21 protein-coding genes are annotated in these 23,047 nt (G+C 66.3%); 8 read left to right on the top strand and 13 right to left on the bottom strand.

Features of this window, described 5'->3' with window-relative positions:
- The first annotated feature begins 90 nt into the window (after positions 1–90).
- From ABIE04_RS13725 to ABIE04_RS13735, 3 genes are all read left to right on the top strand, one after another.
- On the top strand, positions 91–504 hold the full coding sequence (locus ABIE04_RS13725) for a response regulator transcription factor (protein WP_354551240.1): 414 nt from the start codon (positions 91–93) through the stop codon (positions 502–504).
- A gap of 109 nt (positions 505–613) precedes the next feature.
- A complete protein-coding gene (locus ABIE04_RS13730; protein WP_354551242.1) occupies positions 614–1,150 on the top strand; it encodes a DUF4199 domain-containing protein in 537 nt (178 codons plus the stop codon).
- Positions 1,151–1,360: 210 nt separating this feature from the next.
- Entirely contained in the window at positions 1,361–5,092 is a 3,732-nt protein-coding gene (locus ABIE04_RS13735; protein WP_354551244.1) for a hypothetical protein, read from the top strand.
- A gap of 300 nt (positions 5,093–5,392) precedes the next feature.
- Here ABIE04_RS13735 and ABIE04_RS13740 read toward each other — a convergent pair whose 3' ends face one another.
- Positions 5,393–5,884 (bottom strand): GNAT family N-acetyltransferase, encoded by a 492-nt coding sequence (locus ABIE04_RS13740; RefSeq protein WP_354551246.1) that lies wholly within the window; start codon positions 5,882–5,884, stop codon positions 5,393–5,395.
- Between the two features lie 271 nt (positions 5,885–6,155).
- Between ABIE04_RS13740 and ABIE04_RS13745 the strand changes: the two genes are divergently transcribed.
- Entirely contained in the window at positions 6,156–6,782 is a 627-nt protein-coding gene (locus tag ABIE04_RS13745) for a dihydrofolate reductase family protein (RefSeq protein WP_354551249.1), read from the top strand.
- Between the two features lie 98 nt (positions 6,783–6,880).
- On the opposite strand, the gene ABIE04_RS13750 is transcribed toward ABIE04_RS13745, so the two are convergent.
- Complete coding sequence (locus ABIE04_RS13750; RefSeq protein ID WP_354551251.1) at positions 6,881–8,005, bottom strand: alpha/beta hydrolase family protein; 1,125 nt, start codon at positions 8,003–8,005, stop codon at positions 6,881–6,883.
- Positions 8,006–8,011: 6 nt separating this feature from the next.
- A complete protein-coding gene (gene bhcC, locus ABIE04_RS13755; protein WP_354551252.1) occupies positions 8,012–9,175 on the bottom strand; it encodes a 3-hydroxy-D-aspartate aldolase BhcC in 1,164 nt (387 codons plus the stop codon).
- 198 nt (positions 9,176–9,373) lie between these two features.
- Between bhcC and ABIE04_RS13760 the strand changes: the two genes are divergently transcribed.
- Positions 9,374–10,321 (top strand): alpha/beta hydrolase, encoded by a 948-nt coding sequence (locus tag ABIE04_RS13760; protein ID WP_354551254.1) that lies wholly within the window; start codon positions 9,374–9,376, stop codon positions 10,319–10,321.
- A 114-nt stretch (positions 10,322–10,435) separates the two neighbouring features.
- On the opposite strand, the gene ABIE04_RS13765 is transcribed toward ABIE04_RS13760, so the two are convergent.
- Positions 10,436–10,927, bottom strand: a complete 492-nt coding sequence (locus ABIE04_RS13765; RefSeq protein ID WP_354551256.1) for a PepSY domain-containing protein — start codon at positions 10,925–10,927, stop codon at positions 10,436–10,438.
- Between the two features lie 304 nt (positions 10,928–11,231).
- On the opposite strand from ABIE04_RS13765, the gene ABIE04_RS13770 reads away from it, so the two are divergent.
- On the top strand, positions 11,232–12,434 hold the full coding sequence (locus tag ABIE04_RS13770; RefSeq protein ID WP_354551258.1) for a serine hydrolase domain-containing protein: 1,203 nt from the start codon (positions 11,232–11,234) through the stop codon (positions 12,432–12,434).
- Between the two features lie 47 nt (positions 12,435–12,481).
- On the opposite strand, the gene ABIE04_RS13775 is transcribed toward ABIE04_RS13770, so the two are convergent.
- From ABIE04_RS13775 to ABIE04_RS13815, 9 genes are all read right to left on the bottom strand, one after another.
- Positions 12,482–13,618, bottom strand: a complete 1,137-nt coding sequence (locus ABIE04_RS13775) for an MBL fold metallo-hydrolase (protein WP_354551261.1) — start codon at positions 13,616–13,618, stop codon at positions 12,482–12,484.
- An 86-nt stretch (positions 13,619–13,704) separates the two neighbouring features.
- Complete coding sequence (locus tag ABIE04_RS13780) at positions 13,705–14,382, bottom strand: class I SAM-dependent methyltransferase (protein ID WP_354551263.1); 678 nt, start codon at positions 14,380–14,382, stop codon at positions 13,705–13,707.
- Between the two features lie 59 nt (positions 14,383–14,441).
- A complete protein-coding gene (locus ABIE04_RS13785; RefSeq protein ID WP_354551266.1) occupies positions 14,442–14,999 on the bottom strand; it encodes a DUF3228 family protein in 558 nt (185 codons plus the stop codon).
- 104 nt (positions 15,000–15,103) lie between these two features.
- On the bottom strand, positions 15,104–16,870 hold the full coding sequence (locus ABIE04_RS13790) for an ABC transporter transmembrane domain-containing protein (RefSeq protein WP_354551268.1): 1,767 nt from the start codon (positions 16,868–16,870) through the stop codon (positions 15,104–15,106).
- Between the two features lie 96 nt (positions 16,871–16,966).
- Positions 16,967–17,317, bottom strand: coding sequence for a ribonuclease E inhibitor RraB (locus tag ABIE04_RS13795; RefSeq protein WP_354551270.1), 351 nt, complete (start codon positions 17,315–17,317; stop codon positions 16,967–16,969).
- 46 nt (positions 17,318–17,363) lie between these two features.
- Positions 17,364–17,960 (bottom strand): IMPACT family protein, encoded by a 597-nt coding sequence (locus tag ABIE04_RS13800; RefSeq protein ID WP_354551273.1) that lies wholly within the window; start codon positions 17,958–17,960, stop codon positions 17,364–17,366.
- Positions 17,957–18,862, bottom strand: coding sequence for a hypothetical protein (locus ABIE04_RS13805; RefSeq protein ID WP_354551275.1), 906 nt, complete (start codon positions 18,860–18,862; stop codon positions 17,957–17,959). Before ABIE04_RS13805 ends, ABIE04_RS13800 begins: the two co-directional genes overlap by 4 nt.
- Entirely contained in the window at positions 18,859–19,413 is a 555-nt protein-coding gene (locus tag ABIE04_RS13810; RefSeq protein WP_354551277.1) for an RNA polymerase sigma factor, read from the bottom strand. The genes ABIE04_RS13805 and ABIE04_RS13810 overlap by 4 nt, the downstream gene beginning before the upstream one ends.
- Before the next feature lie 214 nt (positions 19,414–19,627).
- Entirely contained in the window at positions 19,628–21,403 is a 1,776-nt protein-coding gene (locus ABIE04_RS13815; protein WP_354551279.1) for a vWA domain-containing protein, read from the bottom strand.
- 122 nt (positions 21,404–21,525) lie between these two features.
- Between ABIE04_RS13815 and ABIE04_RS13820 the strand changes: the two genes are divergently transcribed.
- Together ABIE04_RS13820 and ABIE04_RS13825 are read left to right on the top strand one after the other, a co-directional pair.
- The gene (locus ABIE04_RS13820) at positions 21,526–21,999 is read left to right on the top strand and encodes a DUF1456 family protein (protein ID WP_354551281.1); all 474 of its coding nucleotides are present in this window, start codon (positions 21,526–21,528) and stop codon (positions 21,997–21,999) included.
- Positions 22,000–22,178: 179 nt separating this feature from the next.
- The gene (locus tag ABIE04_RS13825) at positions 22,179–23,033 is read left to right on the top strand and encodes an EamA family transporter (RefSeq protein ID WP_354551477.1); all 855 of its coding nucleotides are present in this window, start codon (positions 22,179–22,181) and stop codon (positions 23,031–23,033) included.
- Positions 23,034–23,047: the final 14 nt, after the last annotated feature.

Here is a 23,047-nt window from a genome sequence, read left to right on the forward strand (position 1 = left end):
GGTCTTTATCACCGCCGGCGCACGGCCGTGCGCGTGCGCTCCGGCGGGCCGGCGCTAAGATGACCGCGCGCGGGGCGAGCGGAGGCGGCGATGTGGAAGCGGGTGGTCGGTTACGGGGCGCTGCTGGCGGCGGGAACGCTCGCCCTGCAGTGGCTCGACTACCAGCGCCTGGTGCGGATGCATGCGGGCGACGTCTACCTGTTCCTGGTCGCGGCCGCGTTCCTGGTGCTCGGCATCGTGCTGGGCGTGCGGGTGTTCGCCGCGCCGGCGCCGGCCGCCTTCGACGGCAATCCGAAGGCGCAGGCGGCGCTGGGCCTGAGCGGACGGGAGCTGGAGGTGCTGCACGAACTGGCCGCCGGCCACTCGAACAAGGAGATCGCCGCGCACCTCCACGTGTCGCCGAACACGGTCAAGACGCACGTGGCCCGGCTGTTCGAGAAGCTGGGCGCGAAGCGGCGCACCGAGGCGATCCGCCGGGCGCGCGAGTTGGGGATCGTGCCCTGAGGGCGAATTATTTGGAATGAATACGCCGAAATCACCCGTTCGGGCGATTGCCCGGCGGGGCCGGATCGCGGTCAATGGCGGCTCTACCCACCACTCGAGGAAGCACACCATGTTGCGCACCATCCTGAAATACGGCGTGATCGCCGGCCTGGTCGTCGGCGGCTTCGAGCTGGTCACCTTCACCGCGTTCTCCGGGATGCCGCCGCTGAAGTACGGCATGCTGATCGGCTACACGACCATGCTGATCGCGCTGAGCGCGGTATTCGTGGGGATCAAGCGGCACCGCGACGTGGACCGGGGCGGGGTGATCGGGTTCTGGCCGGCGTTCGGGGTCGGGCTGGGCGTGAGCTTCATCGCCGGGATCCTCTACGTGGTCGCATGGGAAGCGCTGCAGGCGATGACGCACATGGACTTCGCCACCTCGTATTCGAACGCGATCATCGCGAGCGAGAAGGCGAAGGGCGCGAGCGCCGAGGCGCTGGCGAAGCTGACTGCCGACATGGAAGTGTTCAAGGTGCAGTACGCGAACCCGATGTTCCGCCTGCCGATGACCTTCGCGGAGATCTTCCCGGTCGGCATGCTGGTATCGCTGGTCTCGGCGGGACTGCTGCGCAACAGCCGCTTCCTGCCCGCGCGGCGGGGTTGAGGCGTCTTGCGAGTGCCGGTGGGTCGGGTAGCGCGCTGCCCGGGTTCAAAGCATGCAGGCTTTATCTGCGAGGGACCGCTCCCGACCCGAAGCGGACACTTGGAATGCTAGATTCCACAGGCATCTACTCCTCAAAAGCGGGGGGCGTCGTTGCTGCGGCGAGTAGAATCGACGACAGTTTCGACTGACCGAATTCGGACAACGGGGGCCATGTCCAAGCGCAAGCCCAAGAAGCCTCATCGACGCACGTTTCAGGCGCCGAAGCGCCCGCTCAGCGACATGGAGAAGGCACTGAATCGCAGCATTGAGGCCGTTCGCGCTCACCTGACCACGGTGAGCGCGATCGACGCATACCTTGCGCTGCTTATCGCCGAATTGTGGCTGCCCAACCTGTCGGCGCAGACCCGTCAGGCCTTGGCTCTGTCTGTCTTTGTCTCCGTAAAGGCACCCGTCTTCGGGGATCGCCGCCTGGCTACGTATGCGCAGTTCAGCGACTTCATCAGGCGCTTGTACGAGCTTTTGCCCACGTTTCCCATGACGGACGACTACCTACCCGAGTTGGACTGGGGGCAGGTGCGCGTCGCCTTTGAAGGCAAGAGCTATCGCCTGATGTACGGCGGCGCCTTCGAGCGCATGCCGGATTTCATCGACGCCTTTCGCCTGGCAAGAACCGGAGGCGCAGCGGGGCGCGACGACATGCGTGCAGTACTTGCGCTGCACGATCATTTGCTGGAAAACATTGCGCAACCGGGCGAGGTCAGTGGCCTCGATTCGGGCCACCTCGAAGTGCCGCCAGAAGAGTTCTGGGCGCAGGCTCGGCAGGTCTTGCTGGCGATACCAGACATCACGGCCGGGTTGGCCGTGAGTCCTGCGCTGATCACTCGCCTCGGTGCCATCCCGCCGCTGGACGCTGCTACGTTCACGGCGAAGTTCATGACGGGCAAGCTGCTGCCCTTTGCCTGGCTCGAGTTGGACGGTAAGCGCTTCCCGCTCAGCCCGCGATGTCTGTGCGCCGTGGTGATCCAGCACTGGGAAGAGCGCGACGCCCGGCCCAGCGGACAGTTGGAGCGAGACACAGCGACGCAAACCGCCCGCTTCCTCGAACAGCGCTTTCAACCGGCGGACATAATCCCTGGTCCATTGCGCGTGTCGCTTCGCCACCCGAAGCTGGCCGATCTGCAGGTCGGCGCGTTGCTCAGTACGCGAAAGGCGCTGTGGGTGATGGTCCTGGTGGATGTCCGGCGCACGAAAGACTTGCTTGCGGCCGAGCAGCGGCTTCGCGCCTTGATCGAGGAAGATGACGGCTTGGTGGCGCAGGACCTGGCCACCGGCCAGATCCTGCACATGCCGCTTCAGGGGCGCTCGCCAGATGCGGTACGCGTGCTCGCGGTAATCGTCGCGCCCATCGCTGGCGGCGCCTCCGTCGCGCTCCCGTATGCGTCCAACATCAAGACTTTTTTCCTCGTGGACTTGGTGTCGATCGTGGAGTCGGTCGAGCGATCGCAAGAATTTGACGACTACTTCGCCTTCGTCGATGCCAATGAGGAGTCGGCCTCTCCGTTCACCGGTCCCATGGATCACTTCGCCGCGTATCGACACTCACACGGCGTGCTTATCGGCGGCGCGATCCGCCCGACCATGATCATGCTCGACCCGCATGGCGGATCGAATTATCGGTTTGAAGAACTACGAAAGTTCTGGGCCTCGGCGCCGCGCCGGTTTCCTGATGACGACCCCACCACGTGGTCGGTGAAGCCCACCGAAAAGACCTTGCGCCAGCTGACCCATCGCGGCCGCCCGCGGCTGTCGTGGTGCGCCGACGGGGTCGAGCCCACCTTGCACTTCATGCTCGATGTCGACGCGCAAGACTTGGAGGTGCGGCACGGCAGTTTGTTGGAGTTGTTCATCCACTGCGTGGCGGACGCGTGGAATGAGCGGGCGGAGTTGTTACCCGCGAACCTGTTCGCGCACCAGCGAGTTGTGACCCATTGCCGCGCCAACCTAGACCGCTTGCCAGATGAGAGCGGCGGCGAGCCCTCGGCCGAGCCGCTACTTACGGCATGGAAGATCCGCGAACGCAGCGCCGACTCGCTGGTGCTTGAAGTCGAGGTCGACTTGTTTCAGGTCGCCACGGACCTGGAGGATGCCTCGGATGCCCGATTCGAGGTCTTCTGCGCCGGCGAGTGGCTGCGCGGCGCATGTGCGGTGATGGCAATGCCGCTGGACGAGCAGGTGCTGCGAGGGTTGGCGGCCACGGCGGACCGAACGCCGCGCTTCACCCTCTCGCACAGAGAGCGAACGGTCGATGTACCCGATCACCCCGATCCAATTTTGGCCGATCTGGAGCATTTCAAGCTGGCGCGGCGTGATCTGGCGATGGAGTTCCAATCCGAAGGCATCGCACCGGGTCGCTACGAACTCAAGCCGGCCAAGGCGGTTATCGACAAGATTCGCGATCGCTATCGGGCGTTGGTGCACGAACACGTCCGCAAGTTTGATCGGCAGGCCCTTGTTCGCCTTGCGGTCGAACAGTTCGATCACCTGGTCGCCGAATACGACCGCGAGAGCACGCGGCTTCGCATGAGCCTGACGCACGAAGTCGACTTCGATCGCACCGAGCAACAGGCCAAGGCGCACGAAGAGTTCATCCGGACGACCCGAAATGTTCGCTACCTGCTGGAGCTTGCGTATAGCCGGGGCGTATCGGAGGGCAGGATGCCCACCGTTGATGAGTGGCAAGCCTTGGTAGCGCAGGCGGATTGGTTGCTGGTGCTGTATGGGGCAAGCGACACCCTGCATAACGAACTGGAAGTCGGCGGCATCGACGTGGATAGCGAATTCATCCCCGAAGTCTTCTACGAAGGCGACGATGACCAGGCATACCAGCAAGAAGCTGCGAACGAGCTGCTGGCACGCGGCGATGACCAAGATCACCTCGCGGCAATGGACGAGGCGCAGCGGCAATGGCTCGATGCCGCCTTTGTGAACTGTGTTGGCTTTTCCATGGCCACTCTGCTGCCCGTGTTGGCGGTGCTGGGTCGGTGGGTGAGCGCCAAGCAAGGGGCGGTTCCTCTGGCATGGTCGTACGAGGGGTCCAGAGCGGACGTGCTGGCCACCCTCGTCGCGCACGTGCCGCTTCAGGTGCCGCCCGCCGAGGTGGAAGCGGCGTTGGACTTTGTGACGCTGGACCCGGGCCGCGTGTGCTTGCTCGCCGGTCAAGACAAGGAAACGGACGATGTGCCAATCTGGGAGCACCGCAAGCGCGTGCACCGCTACGGCATTCGCCCCGTACTGCGGGTCGGACAGGACCGGCTGTTGTGGGGCGCGGCCGCGGCGCATCGCGCCTTCGGCATCTGGAATGGCACGTTCTCGGACGGCTACCCGCCTGCCGACTTTGGGTATCCCCAGATCGAGGACGTCGCTGGCTCGATCAAGGCGCACATTGAACGAGATCTGGAACTACGCGCCGTCGAAGTGTTTGGCCGGCATCTGACGTACGTCGAGCACGGCGTCGATTTCCACCGGCGGTTCCGGCAAGAAGGCTTCGAGGATGTCGGCGATTTCGACGTGCTGGCCTACCGTCCGGAGGACAACTGGTGGTTCATGGTCGAGTGCAAGTACAACAAGCCGGCGTTTTGCATCAAGGATATGCGGCGTCTTCGCGAAGACGTCTTCGGCAAGACCCGGACGACGGGCCAGTTGGCGAAGATCGCGCGGCGACACGCGTTCTTGGAAACTCACGCGACGCGACTGCTTGAGCTATTGAAGTGGCCCGCAAGTGCCACCGTCGAGCAGCGGATCGAGGACTTGTACGTGTGCCCTCGCATCTTTCCGTTCATGCGCCGCATGCCGCGTCCGGTGCCGACGCAGTTCGTCCGATTGGGAAAGCTTGATGCGCTGGTGCGCAGTCGCCTTGGGGGCGGAGCGGTTCCAGGTGAGTAGGGTCGGCGCGGGCCGTGCGTCGGATAAGGCGGGGGAGGACTCTCACGCGGCGCCGATCAGCGCCGCCAATTCGTCGGAACGGGCCAGTGCATCGTGCAACGCGTCCAGCTCAACGCGAATGGGGTCAGGTCCACTTACGGCCGTTTGAATTGGTGAAGTTGGAGAGCAGCTTCTTCTATTGACTGGCCGCTTCTGGCCGCAAGCAGTCCTTGCGGTGCAGACGTCCGAACGGCAAGTTAGGAGTGCCGCTTTCGCGACCCAAGGCGGAATGCAGGCCATGGCTGGAAGCCACAAGGTTGCTTACCGCAAGGCTTCCGCGTGGTAGCGCATGGCCACGTCGCACCTTTCATAGCGTGCTCCATACCGGGCCATGATTTCAGCATCGTGCTGGAAGCCAAGCTTCTCGTACAGGTGAATGGCAGCGGCGCATTTGGCGTTGGTGAGCAGGTACAGGGGCTCGGCTCCCAGCGACCTTGCCCGGTCGATAATCGCGGAGAGCAGAAACTCCCCGGCTTTCATGCCGCGTGCCGACTCGCGCACACCCATCTTGGTGAGCTCGTAGCTGGTAGCCCCCGTCTTCTGCAGGGCGCACGCGCCCACTATCCCGAGTCCGCTTGCCTCGACAAAGAGAATGACGCCACCCGCGTCGATGATCTTCGCGCGGGGGTTCTCCAGCACATCCCGATCGGTTTCCTCGAGGCGGAACATGGCATGGATCCATTCCGCATTGATGTCACGGAAGTGAACCGCGAGTTCATCGCTGAACTCATGGAGGGTAAGGACGTCACTCATGGCGCACACAGCTTTGTAGGGTGGGAGATATCCTAACTGTTGCCAGGGCGAAGTGATCGGCGAGCAAGGCTCGGAACGAAAGGCCAGTGCAGTCATGCGGGCCACGATCATGAGCATGCCGGGCAGGTACCTCGGACCATGTCGAAACATGCTTCCGCCGTTCGTCGTTGCTTTGAAGAGGCCAGAACCGACACTGGCATCCTCGGTCCACGAACCATCGCAAGATTACGGAGGAACCATGGCTGGCTCAACGGCAACAAGAAGAAAGCTCGTGTTGAAGATGTCCGTTTCCCTGGACGGCTTTGTCGCCGGGCCGAACGGCGAGGCCGACTGGGTCTTCCGGTCATCGGGCGGCGCCGATTCCACGGCGTGGGTGCTCGATACGCTGCGCGGAGCCGGCGTGCACATCATGGGGAGCCGCAGCTATCACGACATGGCGGCGTTCTGGCCCTATTCGGACATGCCGATCGCCCCGCCGATGAACGACATCCCCAAGGTCATTTTTTCGAGGACGGGGATCAAGAACACACCGGTGGATCCGTCGCCGATGCTCGCCGAGGCGAAAGCGCGCAATGCGGGGCGGCATGGCGCCACGCCGACAGCGGCGGTCCTGCAGTCCTGGGCCGAGCCCACGGTGGCAAGCGGCGATCTTGTGGAGGAAGTCCTGCGGCTGAAGGAACAGCCGGGCAACTACATCCTTGCGCATGGCGGCGCCCGGTTCGCCCAAAGCCTCATTGCCGCCGGCCTCGTCGACGAATACCGGCTGGGCATTCACCCGGTGGTGTTGGGCCACGGCCTGTCGCTGTTCTCCGCACTGCGCAGCCCGGTTGATCTACACCTGGTCAGCATGACCCCCTTCGCCTCTGGCGCCGTGGCAGCCGTCTACCAGCCGGCATGAACCGTCGCCCCGTTGCCACTTTCATTGCCCCAGGTTGACGGTCGAGTTCTGGCCGCGCTGCCCAGGCGATTTCGCTGACGGACGACGAGCACGGAGGCTCAGTGCGTTGCGGCGCCAAGCGTCTTGCGGAAGAACGCCAGTGCGCTGGCGTTGATGCGCTGGTGCGCCGCGACGCGATCGACGCCCGGCGGGTCCTTGCAAATGTCCGGTGCGCCCTTGGCGAGTTGCGGCGAGCACGGCGAGAGAAACACGTAATGCCCCGCCTTGGGAATCATCGTGATGCCGGCGAGCGTCTTGATCAGCGGTGCGATGTGCAGGACGTTTTCCTGCGGCAGCAGCACCCGATCGTCCTGGCCGTAATAGAGGAAAACCGGGCGATCGACGTGGGCAAGACCGGCCTTGTCGAACACCAGGCTCAGTGGCGCCATGGCGAAGGCGGCTTTCACGCGCGGATCGTCGGGCTTGCCCCAGCGGTCGACGCCTGCCTGCAGTGCGGCGAGGGCCGCCGTCGCGGTGCCTTGGGACTGGAGTTTCTGCAGCAGCCCGCAGTCCGGGTCCTGGGGATGGCGTTCGCAGTAGCCCACGTAGAGATCGAAACGTGGCACCGCGCCCACGACCATCAGCGCGGCGTAGCCGCCGGCGGAAAAACCGGTGACGCCGATCCGCTTCGGATCGATCAGCGTCTTCCAGTGCGGATCGTGCAGCAGTTCGCTGATCGCAGCCTTTACCTGGATCGGCCGGCCGGCCAGCACGGCTGCGGTTCCGACGCCGCTCATGTCGTGGAAATTGTCCTTGGGATGTTCCAGCGTCGCCACCACAAAGCCGTGGCTCGCCAGGTACGCCGCGAGATCGTGATGGCCCAGGTCCGACCCGCCGTGGCCGTGCGAGATCACCACCAGCGGCTTGGCGCCGGCGAGGGGTGGTGCGTCGGGCGTGGCATGCAATTCATAAGGCCCGCGCCAGGTGGTCTTCGAAGGTTGCGCGGACGGATAGAACACGTAGCCGGGCGTCGTACCGCCGTTGACCGGGTCGTGAATCGCGATCGCTTGAAATCCCACGCCGGTCACGGCCTGGGCGATGGCGACGACTGGTGCGAAGAACAGCACCAGGATGAGCATGCGGCTCACCAGAGCACGGCGTGAACGAATAGTCATGCGGTCGACCTTCCACGAAAGAAGGCGGAATTGTAATGAGCGGCACGCTGTCATGGCGACGTGACGCATGGCACGTCAGTAGCTCTTTCCGCGCGCCGACACCGGCCACACCACCTCGACCTTGCCGTTGCGCACGCCGACGTACCAGTCGTGGAGGTTGCAGGTCGGGTCGCAATGGCCGGGCACGAGCTTCAGCTTTTCGTTGATGCGCAGGACGCCACGCTTGTCCTCGATCACGCCGTGCTCGTCCGAGGCGCTTAGGTACGTCACGTCGTCGCGGCCGTGGATGACGGGTAGGCCGCTGTCGAGCGATTGCACCTTGAGGCCCGCGTCGCAGACTGCCTGGCCGGGTTTCGCGCGGCTCATCACCGAGGTCAGGATGAACAGCGCGTTCTCCCATTCGCCCTGGTCGATGCGATGGCCGTCCTTGTCCCTGATGCGCCCGTAGTCCGCATCCATGAAAGCGTAGCTGCCGCATTGCAGCTCGTTGTAGATGCCTGAATTGGACTCGAAGTAGTAGGAGCCCGTGCCGCCGCCCGAGACGAGTTCGGGTGTCAGCCCGGCCGTCTGCAGGCTTTCGACCACCGCCTTCGCCAGGACAATGGCGTCGTCGAGCTTCGCCTTGCGCTCCGCATAGCTTTCCAGATGCTGCATGGCGCCCTGATACGCCTGGATGCCGGTGAATCCCAGGGCCGGCGTGGCGTCGATCGCCTGGGCAATCGCAACCGCTTCGCCGGTCGTGGCAACGCCGCAACGGCCCGCGCCGCAGTCGATCTCGACGAGGCACTCCAGCGTCGTGCCATGCCTTTGCGCCGCAGCCGAAAGCTCGGCCACGTTCGCCACGTCGTCGACGCAGACGATGACCCGCGCGCCGTAGCGCGGCAGGCGCGCGAGCCGGTCGATCTTGCCCGGGTCGCGCACCTCATTCGACACGAGGATGTCCCGGATGCCGCCACGCGCAAAGGCCTCGGCTTCGGAAACCTTCTGGCAGCAGACGCCGACCGCGTCGCCCAGGCTTTCCTGCAGCTTCTGCACGTCGACCGACTTGTGCATCTTGCCGTGGCTGCGGTGACGCACACCGTGCGCTTTCGCGTAGTCGCCCATCTTCACGATGTTGCGCTCCAGCGCGTCGAGGTCGAGCACCAGGCAGGGCGTCTGGATATCCGCCTCGTCCATGCCCGGCAGGGCGGGGATGTCATAGCCGACCTCGCAGTCGGCGGAATCCATCGTTGCGTTCACGGGAATCTCCGCGGTTTTCAAGTGGCGTGTCGGGATTGGCATGGCTTCGGGCGATGGTGACATTGGCGCGTTTGCCCGAAGAAATCCACGGAAGCGGCTGCGGCAGGCCCGATACGGCGTGCAGCATCGGGAAAGGGTCGGAGCTGGTTTCCTGCCTTGATCGCACGACTTTGGCGAGCGCCAACACGAAGGAGCGTCATGAAGCTTTGCACGATTGCCCTATGCCTGCTGGTCGCATGCGCAAGCGCGCATGCAGCGACGACGGTTTGGCAACCCGCCGCTGGAAACACTCAGATACCGATCTGGCCGGGAGCAGCGCCTGATGCACAGCAGGTTCCCGGTCCGGAAACGGCGAAGGTGAGCGACAAGTTGTTGGCTGGCAAGCCGGTGACTGCGGTGACCAATGTGACCCGCCCCACGATGACGGTCTATGCGCCTAAGGGGAAGAATACGAGAGCTGCGGTCGTGGTGTTTCCGGGTGGCGGCTTCCAGATCCTGGCCATGGATCTCGAAGGCACCGAAGCCTGCGACTGGCTCACGTCCAGGGGCATCACCTGTGTCCTGCTGAAGTACCGCATCCCGAGTGCGCCCTATGAATGGCAGTGCGATTGCCGCCCGCACAATTTCGCCTTGTCGGTGCCGTCATTGGAGGACGCGCAGCGAACGATGCGGCTGGTGCGCCATCACGCAGCGGAATGGCACATCGATCCGCACAGGATTGGCGTGCTCGGGTTTTCGGCGGGCGGGTTCCTGGTGGCGGAGATCAGCACGAACTTTGCGCGGCGCCTGTATTCCCCCGTGGACGCCGCCGACAGGGAAAGCGCCCGGCCCGATTTCGCCATGCCCATCTATCCGGGGCATCTCGCGACCGATGACGACAAGTTCAATGCCAATGTCCCTGTCTCCCGCGAGACGCCGCCAACGTTCCTGGTGCAGGCGGAAGACGACTACGTGGATGGCGTCAACCAGTCGCTGGCCTATTACATCGCGCTGAAGAACGCCAAGGTGCCGACCGAGATGCACCTGTACGCGCACGGCGGGCATGCGTTCGGGCTGAGGCCGACGTCGAATCCGATCACGCGCTGGCCCGCCCTGGCCGAGATGTGGATGGTCACCATCGGGATGATTCCCGCTGCGGGTCGATAGAGGGGCCAGGGAAACCGATGACCGAGCATGTCCGCTTGCGACGGCGGACATCATCGAAAGAAAAGCCCGATGCGTTCCGCACCGGGCTTCCGTAATCATGGCAAGCGCAACGCGTCAGTCGCGCGACTTGGCTACCACGCTGCCATCGCCCGGATCGACCAGCAGGTCGACGTCGGTGCCGCGCCTGGTCTTGGCGTCAGCGCTCCACAGGCCGTGCTCGTACTCCACGTCATGGACGCCCTCGTAGCCGGCCGCAGTCAGTTTGGCCGTGATCTCGTCCTTGTTGAGTTTGGACGGTGCGTCGTTGACGTAGACCTTGCCGTTCACCGGTCCCACGGCGAGCTCGACCCATTGCTTGTTGCCGCCGCGGGCCTTGCTGCGCCATACGCCGTCCTTGAACTTCAGGTCCTTGACCTCTTTGTAGCCGGCATTGGCGATCGCGGTTTTGATGGCCTCCTCGCTCAATGCGCCGGTCGGCGGTTGCGTGGTCCAGGTGGAAGCCGTGGTGGTGGTCTGGATGGTCGTTGTCGCCGACTGGGTGGTGGCAGCTGGATCCTGCGCGAGGGCGACACTGCAAACCGACAGTCCGATTAGTAGGGGAAGCATGCGCTTGATCATTGATAGCTCCTTTGCGGTTGCGCAACATGGCGTCGCCGGCTTGTGCCGGCGCCGCTCGAACCAGTGGGAACCGGCGGCCGACACTCAGCGCCGGCTCATGGAAGACTGATGGGACCACCTTGTCCGGAACGACGGCGTGAAGGCACGAGCCCGAAGCCCGAACTGGAGCGCACCGGCGTACGTCGGCGGCTCAAGTTCCAGCCGCGGGCGAACTGCGCACTTCCTGCAGCGGTCGACGTCGGCACAAGTCGGTAAAATGGTGGTTTCGCTACCGATTCGGCAAACACCCCCCATGTGTCCAACCCTCTGGGTCCGCCTGCTCACCGCGCTATGCCTCCTCGTAGCGCTGCCATCGGCCGCCCGCGCGCAAAGCACGCAGACCATCGGCCAGCAACGCGAAGCCGTGCTGTTCTGGCCGCAGGCGCAGCGCGAGGCGCAGTTCCGGCAGATGTACGAGCGGTTTCCCAGCGATCGTGCCGCACACGGTACGCATGTGCACGCGCTGCCGCAGGGCAAGCCGCTGGAGTTGGGCGTGCAGGGTGCGTCGGGGGTGTTGGCCAACTATATGGACAAGCACCACCTCGCCGGCGTGATGGTGCTGCAGCACGGGCGCGTCCGCCTGCAGCGCTATGCGCTGGGCTTCGGGCCGGAGCAGCGCTGGGAGTCGTTCTCGGTGGCGAAGTCGGTGACGTCCACGTTGCTGGGCATCGCGTTGCAACGTGGCGACATCCACAGCCTGGACGACACGCTGGGCACGTACATCCCGGAGTTGCGCGACAGTGCCTACGCCAAGGTTACGGTGCAGCAGTTGCTGACGATGACTTCCGGTGTGCATTGGAACGAGGACTACGCCGATGCCAAGTCGGACGTGGCGCAGATGTACCTCGGCGCCTGCGTCGACGGCCAGGCGCATATCCTGTCGTACCTGAAGAAACAGCCGCGGCAGTGGCCGGCCGGCACGCACTTCAACTACAACACTGCGGAAACCGACCTGCTCGGCATCCTGGTGCAGCGTGCCACGCACCGTTCGCTGGCCGTCTACCTGTCGCAGACCATCTGGAAGCCCTACGGCATGGCCGCCGATGCGTACTGGATCAAGGACGAGTGCGATGGCAGCGACACCGGCGGTAGCGGGCTGTCAGCCACGCTAGGCGACTATGCGCGACTGGGGCAGTTCATGCTCGACGGCGGGCGCATCGCGGGCAAGCCGGTAATCGCCAAGGCGTGGCTTGATGGCGCGCTGCGCCGCCAGGAAAGCGTCGATGATCCCGACCGCGGCTACGGCTATTTGTGGTGGACGGATACCGACGGCAGCTATGCGGCGATCGGCATCTTCGGCCAGATGGTCTACGTCGACCCCGCGCGCCAGCTGGTGATCGCCCAAGTCGGCGCATGGCCGCATGCGACGTCCGACGAACTGGTCGCCGCGCGGCGCGAGTTCGTGGCCACCGTCAAGCGTGCGCTGGATGCGGAGCGGAAGTCGTCGGCGCACTGAATCGCCGGACGTCCATTTTGCCTCCTGTCTTTTGTCGTGCGATCCGCTCAGTCGAGCGGCCACGGGACCGAACCCGCCAGGCGATCGGCGCCGGAGGCTTCGACGGGATCGGGTTCGACGCCGGGTTTCCGGGCAGCTCTTTCGTCGCGGCGCCACCACGGCGTCACCGGCCGTCGTTCCACCGGCTCGACCGCCTGGCCGAGCTGCGGCAGCAGCAGGTGCGCCCGATGCGGATCGGCCAGCGAGAGCAGGGTTTCCACCGGCTCGTCCCAGGCGTGTGTGGAAAGCGCGAACGTGCCCCAGTGCACCGGCATCAGCACGCCGCCGCCGAGCATGTCATGCGCCGCCAGTGCATTGGCCGGCCCCAGGTGGATGTCGCCCCACGAGGGATGGAACGCACCGACTTCCAGCATCACCAGGTCGAACGGACCAAGCCGGTCGCGAATGGTCTCGTATTCGCTGGTGAGGCCGGTGTCGCCGCTGAAGAACACGCTGTGCCGTTCGCCCTGCATCACCAGTGACGACCACAGGGTGAGGTTGCGATCCTTCAGGCCGCGCCCGGAAAAATGCTGCGACGGCGCGGCCGTGATGTCCAGGCCGGTGCCCGGCACGCGATGGGTCTGCCACCAGGCCAGCTCGGTGATGCGCGATGGCGCGATGCCCCAGGCTTCCAGATGGGCACCGACGCCGAGCGAGGTGACGAAGGGGACATCCGATTTCGCCAGCGCGCGGATGGTCGGGTAGTCCAGGTGATCGTAGTGGTCGTGCGAAATCACCACCGCATCGATGGCGGGCAGGTCGCGCAGGCTCACCGGCACCGGCTGGAAACGCTTCGGGCCGAGCAGGGTGAAGGGCGAGGCACGTTGGCCCCAGACCGGATCGGTCAGCACGCGCCAGCCGTCGATCTCCAGCAACACGGTGGAATGGCCCAGCCAGGTGGCGCGCAATCCGCTGGCCGGCGATTTCAGCCACGCGCCGCGCGGATCCTCGGCGGGCAGTGGCGCAGGCGGGGTGCGATCCGCATCGCCGCAGACAAAGTCGCGCAGCGTGGGCTGCGGTGTGGACGCATCGCGCAAACCGGGCAACACCGGATGGATGTTGCGCAACCGCTCGCCATCCCACAACGGCAGGGAGTGCAGACGTTCGAGACGTTCGCCCCGGGCGGCTTTGCCGAAAGATCGCATGACGTGGTTCCTGTGGTTTGTGCGGTACTCCCGAGGAATGCGCGCGGCGCTGGCACAAATCAAGGGATCGATCACGCCGACCCATGTCAGCGGGCGCCATAGGCGACCCAGCCCCTGAACGTGAAGCCCGCGTAGAACAATTCCACGTCCTCGAATCCCGCCTTTTCCAGCAGCGCAACGTCTTGTTCCGGCGCAAGCAGGGGAAGTCGGGCGCCGATGGCCTCGATCGCCTTGTTCGCGTTCGATGCGGGAACGCCGGATGAAACGGCGAAGGCCGCGTAGCGCTCCAGCCAGCGCACCTTCTCGCGCTCGGTCTGCGGAAAGCTGTGGTGGGCGACAACCAGCGGGGCGCCCGGTTTCAGGCGGCGTCGCAACTGCTTGAGGGTGTGCAGGCGTTCCTCGGCCGACAGAAAATGCAGGGTCAACAGACAGGTAGCGCCATCAAACGGTCCTTCCGACGCCGTGTCGATATAGCCTTCGATGAGCTCGACGCGCGACGCGAGCGGGTCCAGCGTGACTTCCGCCGCCTTCAGCATCTCGGCGGATGGATCGACGCCGACGAAGCGCCACCCGGGCTGCGCTTCGGCGAATGCCTTCAACTCCAGGCCACCACCCGCGCCGAGCACCAGGACATGCCCGTCTGCGGGGACGCGCTCGGCAAGAAGCAGTGCGGCCATCTGTTGGAGGGCATGAAAACCCGGCACCAGCCTGACTGGACCTTCGGCGTAGCGGGCGGCGGATGGTGGATCGGAGAAGGTGGACACGCGCGGCTCCCGGTCGGAAACGGAATCATTGATGGCATGGCTTCACGAAGGGCATGTATTCACCCGCGCCAGTTCGCGTGCCGCTCCCAGAACGCTACGGCACGCCGATATGCCTCGCGATCCAGCGGCACGCCCGAACCGCCTTCGGCCACGCCCAGCGCATTGCGTAGCATGGTGATCGGCACCATCGGGATCTCCTCCGGCTCGGCGGTGTAGAGGCAGCCGACCACGCCCCAGTCGGCGTCGATCGGCGAGTCTTCCTTCGCCAGTTGCTCGCGGCTGTAGAGGATCGGCAGCAGATAGTTGGCCACGGGCGGGTCGATGCCCTCGAACCAGCGCACCAGCACCGGCAGTTCTTCGGTGCTGCGGGCCTCGTAGGCCGAGCGCAGCAGGTGGCGGTTCGCATCGGTGATGGGCGTGGCGGTGCAGCGTGTGCTGGTCCAGTTGCGGTGCACGTGCAGGCAGCAGAACGGGGCGTAACCCTCAAGGACTTTCAACGGTGCCTCGCTGTTGAGGCGCCGCTCGAACTCCTCTGCGCTGCAATCCCGGATGGCGCTGGAGCGACGGTCGCGCGGGAACAGGCGGGTACGGGCGAAGGCAGTGAGGACGATGGACATACCGGTCGATAGGCTGGGGATCAGTGCCTGAGGTTAGCGTGTCGAGGGTGTTGTTGATTCGCCAAACCGAAATTCTGCAGGCGGAAACTCGATCGCAAGAGCGTTCACGCCACGAATTGCAGGCGGGCCAGCTCGGCATACAGTCCGCCCTCGGCCAGCAGGCTTTCGTGCGTGCCTTGCGCCACGATGCGGCCGCCGTCGAGCACCACGATGCGGTCGGCGCGTTGCACGGTGGCGAGGCGGTGGGCGATCACCAGGGTGGTGCGGCCTTGTTCCAGCCGCGCCAGCGCCTGCTGGATGGCAGCCTCCGACTGCGCGTCGAGTGCCGAGGTGGCCTCGTCCAGCAACAGCAGCGGCGCGTCGCGCAGGATCGCGCGGGCGATCGCGATGCGCTGGCGCTGGCCGCCGGACAGGCGCACGCCGCGTTCGCCCATTTCGGCCTGGTAGCCGTCGTTGAGCGCGTTGATGAAGTCGTGTGCCTCGGCGGCGCGGGCCGCTTCGCGGACTTCCTCGTCGCTGGCGCCTTCGCGGCCGAAGCGGATGTTGTCGGCGGCGCTGCCGCTGAAGATCACGGTTTCCTGCGGCACCAGCGCGATCGCGCCGCGCAGGTCGTCCAGGGTCACCGCGCGCAGGTCGACGCCGTCGATGCTGATCGCGCCGCTCTGCGGATCGTAGAAGCGCAGCAGCAGCGAGAACACCGTGCTCTTGCCGGCGCCGGACGGGCCGACCAGGGCGACGGTTTCGCCAGGGTGCACGTTCAGGGTGAAGTCGTGCAGCGCGGCGGTGTCGGGGCGGGTCGGGTAGTGGAAGCTCACCTTGTCGAAATGCAGCGCACCGCTGACCGGTCGCGGCAGCGCCAGCGGCTGTGCCGGTGCGACGATTTCCGGGCGCTCGTCGAGCAGTTCGCCCAGACGCTCCATCGCGCCGGCCGCGCGCAGCACGTCGCCCCATACTTCCGACAGGCCGGCCACCGAGCCGGCGGCGAACACCGCGTACAACACGAACTGGCCCAGCACGCCGGCGTCCAGCGTGCCGTTCAGCACGTGGCGCGCGCCGGCCCACAGCACCAGGGTGATCGCGCCGAACACCAGCACGATCACCGCCATGGTCAGCAGCGCACGCATGCCGATGCGCCGGCGCGCGGTGGCCAGTGCACGCAGGATCGCGTTGCTGTAGCGGGTGCTCTCGATGTTCTCGCGCGCGTAGGCCTTCACCGCGGTCGAGGCATTGAGCGTTTCGTTGGCGATCGCGGCGGCGTCGGCGAGGCGGTCCTGGCTGGCGCGCGAGAGCTTCTGCACGCGGCGGCCGAACACCAGGATCGGCAGCATCACGGCGGGGATCACCAGCGCGGTGAGCCCGGCCAGCGACGGTGCGGTCCACACCATCATGGCGCTGGCGCCGATCAGCATCACCACGCTGCGCAGCGCCACCGACACGCCGGAACCGATCAGCGCCTGCACCACTTCAGTGTCGGCGCTGAGGCGCGACAGCAGCTCGCCGACGCGGCTGCGTTCGAAGAAGCCCACGTCGAGCCGGATCACCTGCGCATACAGCGTCTGCCGCAGCGAGGCCAATGCCCGCTCGCTGAGCAGGGTGATGCAGAAGTAGCGCGCCGCCGTGGCCACGGCCAGCACCACGGCCACGCCGAACAGGGCGATGAAGGTCTCGTTGATCACCGCCTGGCTGGAATGCCCGAAGCCCTTGTCGATGATGTGGCGAAAGGCCAGCGGCAGCACCAGCGAGGCGCCCGAGGAGAGGCCGAGAAACAGCAGCCAGCCGATCGCCAGCGCCCTATGCGGCTTGAGAAACGGCCACAGTCCGCGCAGCGCGCCGATGCGACGGGAAGGACGGGGCGTGGCGGTGGCGGTCATGGGATCTCGCAAAGGGGCGGCGTCGATCCCATGACGTGGGGCGGTCGGCGGGTCGATTCAATGCGCGGGCGGGAAACGGCGGGTACGGCCATCGCCTCAGGCTGCCGGCTGCGCCTCGCAACCCCAGCCGTCGTTGCGTCCGCCGAAGTCTTCGGCGGCTTCGCCCAGCAGGCGCTCGAAGCCGGAAACGTTCTCGTGGCTGGCCTCCATGAAGGGATGGGCCAGGACCTGCCAGGGAAGTTCGTCGTGTTCTTCATAGGACGAGAACGACACCTTCTGGTCGCTGCGCAGCAGGTGCACGGCAAACTTCAGGGCGTCGTCTTCCGAGGGAAAGATCACCGCGAAATCGACTTCGCGGGGAATCGACAGATCGTCGCCGGCCTGGGCCATTTGCCAGAGCACGTCGCCGTTTTCGTCGTCGGGGAAAAGCAGGGGATCGCGATGCATGGGATGGTTCCTGGAAGGTGCGGAGATGGAACGGGTTCGGGGTGTTTCAGTCGATGCGCGCCGCGATGCCCTCGCCACGGGTGAGGTCGGCGATGCGGCTGACCGCTTCATCCACGCGCGTGACGGGCAGCGTGAGCCGAAGGTCGGCGCCGCGTGTGGTGAAGGTTTCGCGGGCGACGCTGGCGCCGAGTTCATGCAGGCGCGCCTTGAGCAGGGCCAGGTCGGAAAAACCGCATGACAGCGCAAGTGTGGCCATCGGAATGATCGGTACGCGCTCGGCACGGCGCAGGCATTCCGCCGCGGTGCCGCCGTAAGCGCGCACCAGGCCGCCGGCGCCCAGCTTGATGCCGCCGAACCAGCGCGTCACCACGACCACGACGCGATCCATCGCCTGGCCCTCGATCGCCTGCAGGATCGGGCGGCCGGCGGTGCCGCCAGGTTCGCCGTCGTCGTTGAAGCGGTAGTCCTGGCCGATGCGCCAGGCCCAGCAGTTGTGCGTGGCGGTGGGGTCGCCCGCCTCGCGCATGAAGGCCAGCGCCTCTTCGGCGGACTCCGCGGGGGCGGCCAGCGCGAGGAAGCGGCTTTTCCTGATCTCTTCCTGATGGCGACACGGCTGGGCCAGGGTGGACAGCGTTTCGCTCATGGCTTGCGCAGTTTCGCCTGAAGCTCCGGCGGCAGCTCCCATCGCGGATGCGCATGCCGGAACGCGGCCAGTCGCTGCCGTGCCTCGTCGTCGTGGCCTTGCGCGAACAACAACCGGATCTTGTCCAGCTCCTGCGTCGGCGTATCGCTGGCGCTCGTTGCGGTGTCGGCCGCTGCCGCGACGGGTGCCGGCGCGGCAGCCATCGTGGCCTGCAGGGACGGCGCACTGGCTGCAGCTTCAGCCACCGCGGGCTTGGCCGCGCTGGTGGCGATCTCGTTGCTGGCTTGCCGGGTCACGTCGGCCGGAGCGCGGGGTGCCACGCCCGCCAACTGCTGCTCATCGCGAGAGACGGGTGCGGCCTGCTTGTCGGCCACGGCCTGGCGCGACTTGGCTGCCATGGGTGCGTGAGGTGCTGCGGCAAGGATCCGGGGCGGTGGTTGCTTCGGCGGTGCAGGTAGCGGGGCGGGCGGCATCGGTGCGTTCGTCGCCGCCTCGGCCTGCACCGGCGCGACGCTGCCGCTCACCACCGGCGCGGATTCGCTCCGGGGCGATTCGTGCATGCGCCAGGCAAGCCCGACGGCGAGCACGAGGGCGGCTGCACTGCTCAAGCCGACCAGCCAGTGTGGCCGGAGTTTCCTGGCGGATCCAGCCCGCGCTGCGGGGGTGATGGCAACGGGCTTCGGATGCACCCAGTCGCCGGGTTCGCGTGGCGCCTTGCGGCGTTCGACCGGAACGGCGGGCTGCGTTTCCAGCGCCTGCGCCGCGGCGCGCAGCACGGTTGCGTCCAGCGCCGGGCCGGGCTCGTTCTGCGGCAGCTGGCGATACAGCGCGGCCAGCTCGGCTTCGCCGGGCAGTGCGTCGTCCGGCTCGCGTGGATCCTGTGGTGGCAGTGGGGTGGTCATTCGGACAGCACTTCGCGTAGACGGTTCATGGCATAGCGCAGGCGCGACTTCACCGTTTCGCGGCCGGCGCCGGTCACCGCGGCGATCTCCTCCAGGCTCAGGTCCTGCTCCAGCCGCAGCAGCACCGCCGTGCGTTGCTCGTCGGGCAACTGCTCGATCGCGCGCTGCAGGCTGCGTCGGCGCTCGAACTCGGACAGGGTGTGATCCGGTTGATCCTGCTCCGGCATGGCGACGTTGGCCAGCGCGGTTTCGGCTTCGTCGCCGTCGGCCATCGGCCGCTGGCGGCGCACGCTGTCGATCATCAGGTTGTGCGCGATCTGCAGCAGCCAGGTGCTGAACTTCGCCTGCGGCTGGTAACGCGTCCGCGCGCTGATCACCCGGCTCCAGGTTTCCTGGAACAGCTCGTCGGTGCGATGCGGGTCGCGCACGCTGCGCAGCAGGAACCGGTACAGCATGCCGCGATGGCGCGCATACAGCGCCTCGAACGCGGCAAGGTCGCCGTGCGCGTAGGCAAGCATCAGCATCGCATCGGGATCGACCGCGGCATCCATGGGGTGCGAGGGTAAGGCAAATCGCCGGGCAACGGGTAGGTCGTGGAACCCGGCCGCGGCCGCCTGCCTGCGCCTTCCTTCCTCCCCTGCTTGCAAGGGAAGGTTGGGGAGGAGCGCGGTTGCCTGTTCCGGCCCCGCGGCCCGGCCGTGGCTGGGGAAGGGAGGCGAGGCGCAGCCACCCATAACCACCGCCGGCGCCGCAAGGCCGGAAACCTCAACGCGCGGCGGTGTCGCTGGCGTCGCCATGGCCGTGCGTGGCCAGCCCATCGGCCAGCTTCACCAGTTGCACGAAGCCGGCGCGATAGCCGTCGGCATCGCCGCCGCGTGCGCCGCTGGCGAGCTGCGCGATCTGTGCGTAGCCGTAGCCGTCCAGGTATTTGCCGCCGCGCAGGGCATCGGCGAACGCGGCCACGGCGGCGGCATAACGCAGGCGCTCGCTGGCCCGTGCTTCGGCCTGGGCGGCGATCGGCCGTTCGATCAGCTTGCTGCCCGACTGTCCCGGCAGCTTGTAGCGCAGGCGCAGAAAGGCCAGTTCGTTGCCGCCCCTGGCCGATGCGGACGGGTTGCCGTAGCGCAGCGGGTCGATGCGCGCGGCCGCCGAATCTTTCGGGGTGATCTCGTAGATCGCGGTGACGTTGGCGCCCGCGCCGATCTCGCCGGCGTCGACCTTGTCGTTGTTGAAATCCTCGCGCTTCAGCAGCCGCTTCTCGTAGCCGAGCAGGCGGTATTCCTGCACCTGCGCGGGGTTGAACTCGACCTGGATCTTCACGTCCTTCGCGATCGTCAGCAAGGTGGCGGACATCTCGTCGACCAGCACGCGACGGCCTTCCTGCAGGCTGTCGATGTAGTGGTGGCTGCCGTTGCCCGCGTCGGCCAGCATCACCGCCATCGCATCGTTGTAGTTGCCTTCGCCGAAGCCCAGCGTGGTCAGCGCCACGCCGCTCTTGCGGTGATCCTCGATCGTGGTCTTCAGCGCTTCCTGGCTGACCGTACCCACGTTGAAGTCGCCGTCGGTGGCCAGGATCACCCGGTTCACGCCGCCCTTGATGAAGCCCTGTTCCGCCTGCGCATACGCCAGCTCGATGCCGGCGCCGCCGTTGGTGGAGCCGCCCGCACCGAGGCTGTCGATCGCCGCGGTGATGGTGGCGTGCTGGTCGCCGGCGGTGGAGGGCAGGGCGACACCGGCGGAGCCGGCATAGGTGACGATGGCCACCCGGTCCTGCTTGCGCAGTTCGCGCACCAGCTGTTTCAGCGAGGCCTTGAGCAGCGGCAGCTTGTCCGGTTCGTCCATCGAGCCGGAGGTGTCGATCAGGAACACCAGGTTCGACGCGGGGATCTCCGCAGCCGGCACGCGGTAGCCCTGGATGCCGATCAGCAGCAGTTGGCGCTGCGCGTTCCACGGTGCCGGCGCCAGCTCGGTGGTGACGCTGAACGGTTGTTCGCGATCGGTCGGCGGCGTGTAGCCGTAGTCGAAGTAGTTGATGAATTCCTCGGCACGCACCGCGTCGGCCGGCGGCAGCTGGCCCGCGCTCAACATGCGCCGCACGTTCGTGTACGAGCCGGTGTCGACGTCGATGCTGAGGGTGGACACCGGCTGTTCGGTGACCAGCTGCACCGGATTGGTGTCGCGATGGGTGTAGTTCTCGGTGTTGGTGTCGCCGGGCATCGGCTGCATGGACGGCATCACCATCGGCGCTGCCATGTAGGCGCTTGCCACCATGCCCTTGCTCATCGCCCCGCGCTGCATCGCAGGCGGCGGCTGCCTGGGCGGCTCCGGCATGCTCACCGGCATCGGTGCGGCCACTTCGTTCAAGGTCTTGTTGGCTTCCGTCGTCGGCCCGGGTGGCGCAGGTTTGGCGGGTGGTGGCGGAACGGTTGGTGTCTTGCCGGCTGTCGCCGGCACGTCCGCGATGGGTTTCGATGCGCTGCAACCGGCCAGCATCACCAGCAAGGCAAGCAGCAGCGTGCGCAACAGGGCTCTCACGTTCATGGGCGGCTCTCCTCCGGCGGCGGTCTCCTCCGGTTCGTGAAAGATGAAACGCGGGCATGAGGCGAACGGGGTTGATCATCGCGCGGTAACATGGCGCCCTCGGCGAGATCCATCGGAACGACATGATCAACAACGACGTACTGCGCGCCATCCGCTACATGCTCGATCTCAGCGACGGCAGGGTGGTCGACATCATCCATCTGGCGGACCCGTCGGCTCCGGTCGGAAAGGAAGATGTGCAGGCGTTCCTGAAGAAGGACGACGAGCCCGGCTACGCCGAGTGCAGCAACAAGGTGCTGGCCGTCTTCCTCGATGGCCTGGTGTTCCACCGCCGTGGCAAGGACGAAAGCCGCCCGCCGCGCCCGCCGGAGAAGCGCGTCACCAACAACGTGGTGCTGAAGAAGCTGCGCGTGGCGTTCGAGCTGAAGGACGTGGACATGCACCAGATCCTCGAAAGTGCCGGCTTCCCGGTTTCCAAACCGGAACTCAGCGCGTTGTTCCGTCAGCCCGACCACAAGAATTTCAAGCTGTGCGGCGACCAGTTGCTGCGCAATTTCCTGAAGGGGCTGACGATGCGGGTGCGCGGCACCGGCTGAACGAGAGGGTGCACATCGTGCGGCACATTGCTGTCAGGCGCTGTCAGCAATGACGACGGCAGGATGGCCGGCATGGTGGGTTTCGCCGGGGCCTGCGAGCATCATGGGCACGGTCTTCCGCCAAGGCTGCGCTCGTGTCGTCACGCTCCGCCGTCGCTCCGCTCGTGCTCGCCATCGGCATGCTGTTGATCAGCATGGTCTCGTACCAGTGCGGCGCGTCGCTGGCCAAGCATCTGTTCCCGCAGGTCGGCGCACAGGGCGCCACGGCCTATCGACTGGGGCTCAGCGCGCTGATCCTGCTGCTGTGGCGGCGGCCATGGCGCCGGTCCGGCACGGGTCAGGACACTGGCCAGCGCGACTGGCGCGCGCTATGGGGATATGGCCTCTCCATGGGTGCGATGAACCTGGTGTTCTACATGTCGTTGCGCACGATCCCGCTGGGCATCGCGGTGGCGCTGGAATTCACCGGGCCGCTGGCGCTGGCGCTGTTCGGTTCGCGCCGGTTGCTCGACTTCGTCTGGATCGCGCTGGTGGTGGCCGGGCTGGCCCTGTTGCTGCCGCTGCGCGGGCAGATGCACGCGCTCGATCCGGTGGGCGTGATGTACGCGCTGGCTGCCGGCGTGGGCTGGGCGCTGTACATCGTGCTGGGAAAGAAGGCGGGAGCGGCTCACGGCGCGGACGCGGTGACGCTGGGCACGTCGGTCGGCGCGTTGCTGGCGATCCCGTTCGGTATCGCGCATGCCGGCAGCGCGCTGCTGTCGCCGGCGCTGCTGCCGTATGCGCTGGGCGTGGCGGTGCTCAGCTCGGCGCTGCCTTATTCGCTGGAGATGGTCGCGCTGACCCGGTTGCCGGCGCGCACGTTCAGCACCTTGCTGAGCCTGGAGCCGGCCATCGCGGCGCTGGCCGGCGTGGCGTTGCTGGGCGAACGGCTCAGCCTGCTGCAATGGCTGGCCATCGTGACGATCATCGTGGCGGCGGCGGGTACCGCGTTGAGCGTGCGCGGGCCCATGCTGGCGGAGCCGCTGGCGAACTGAGAGCCAGCGACGTC

Origin of the sequence: Rhodanobacter soli (genome assembly GCF_040548735.1) — a bacterium.
In the GTDB taxonomy this organism is placed as follows: Bacteria; Pseudomonadota; Gammaproteobacteria; order Xanthomonadales; family Rhodanobacteraceae; genus Rhodanobacter; species Rhodanobacter soli_A.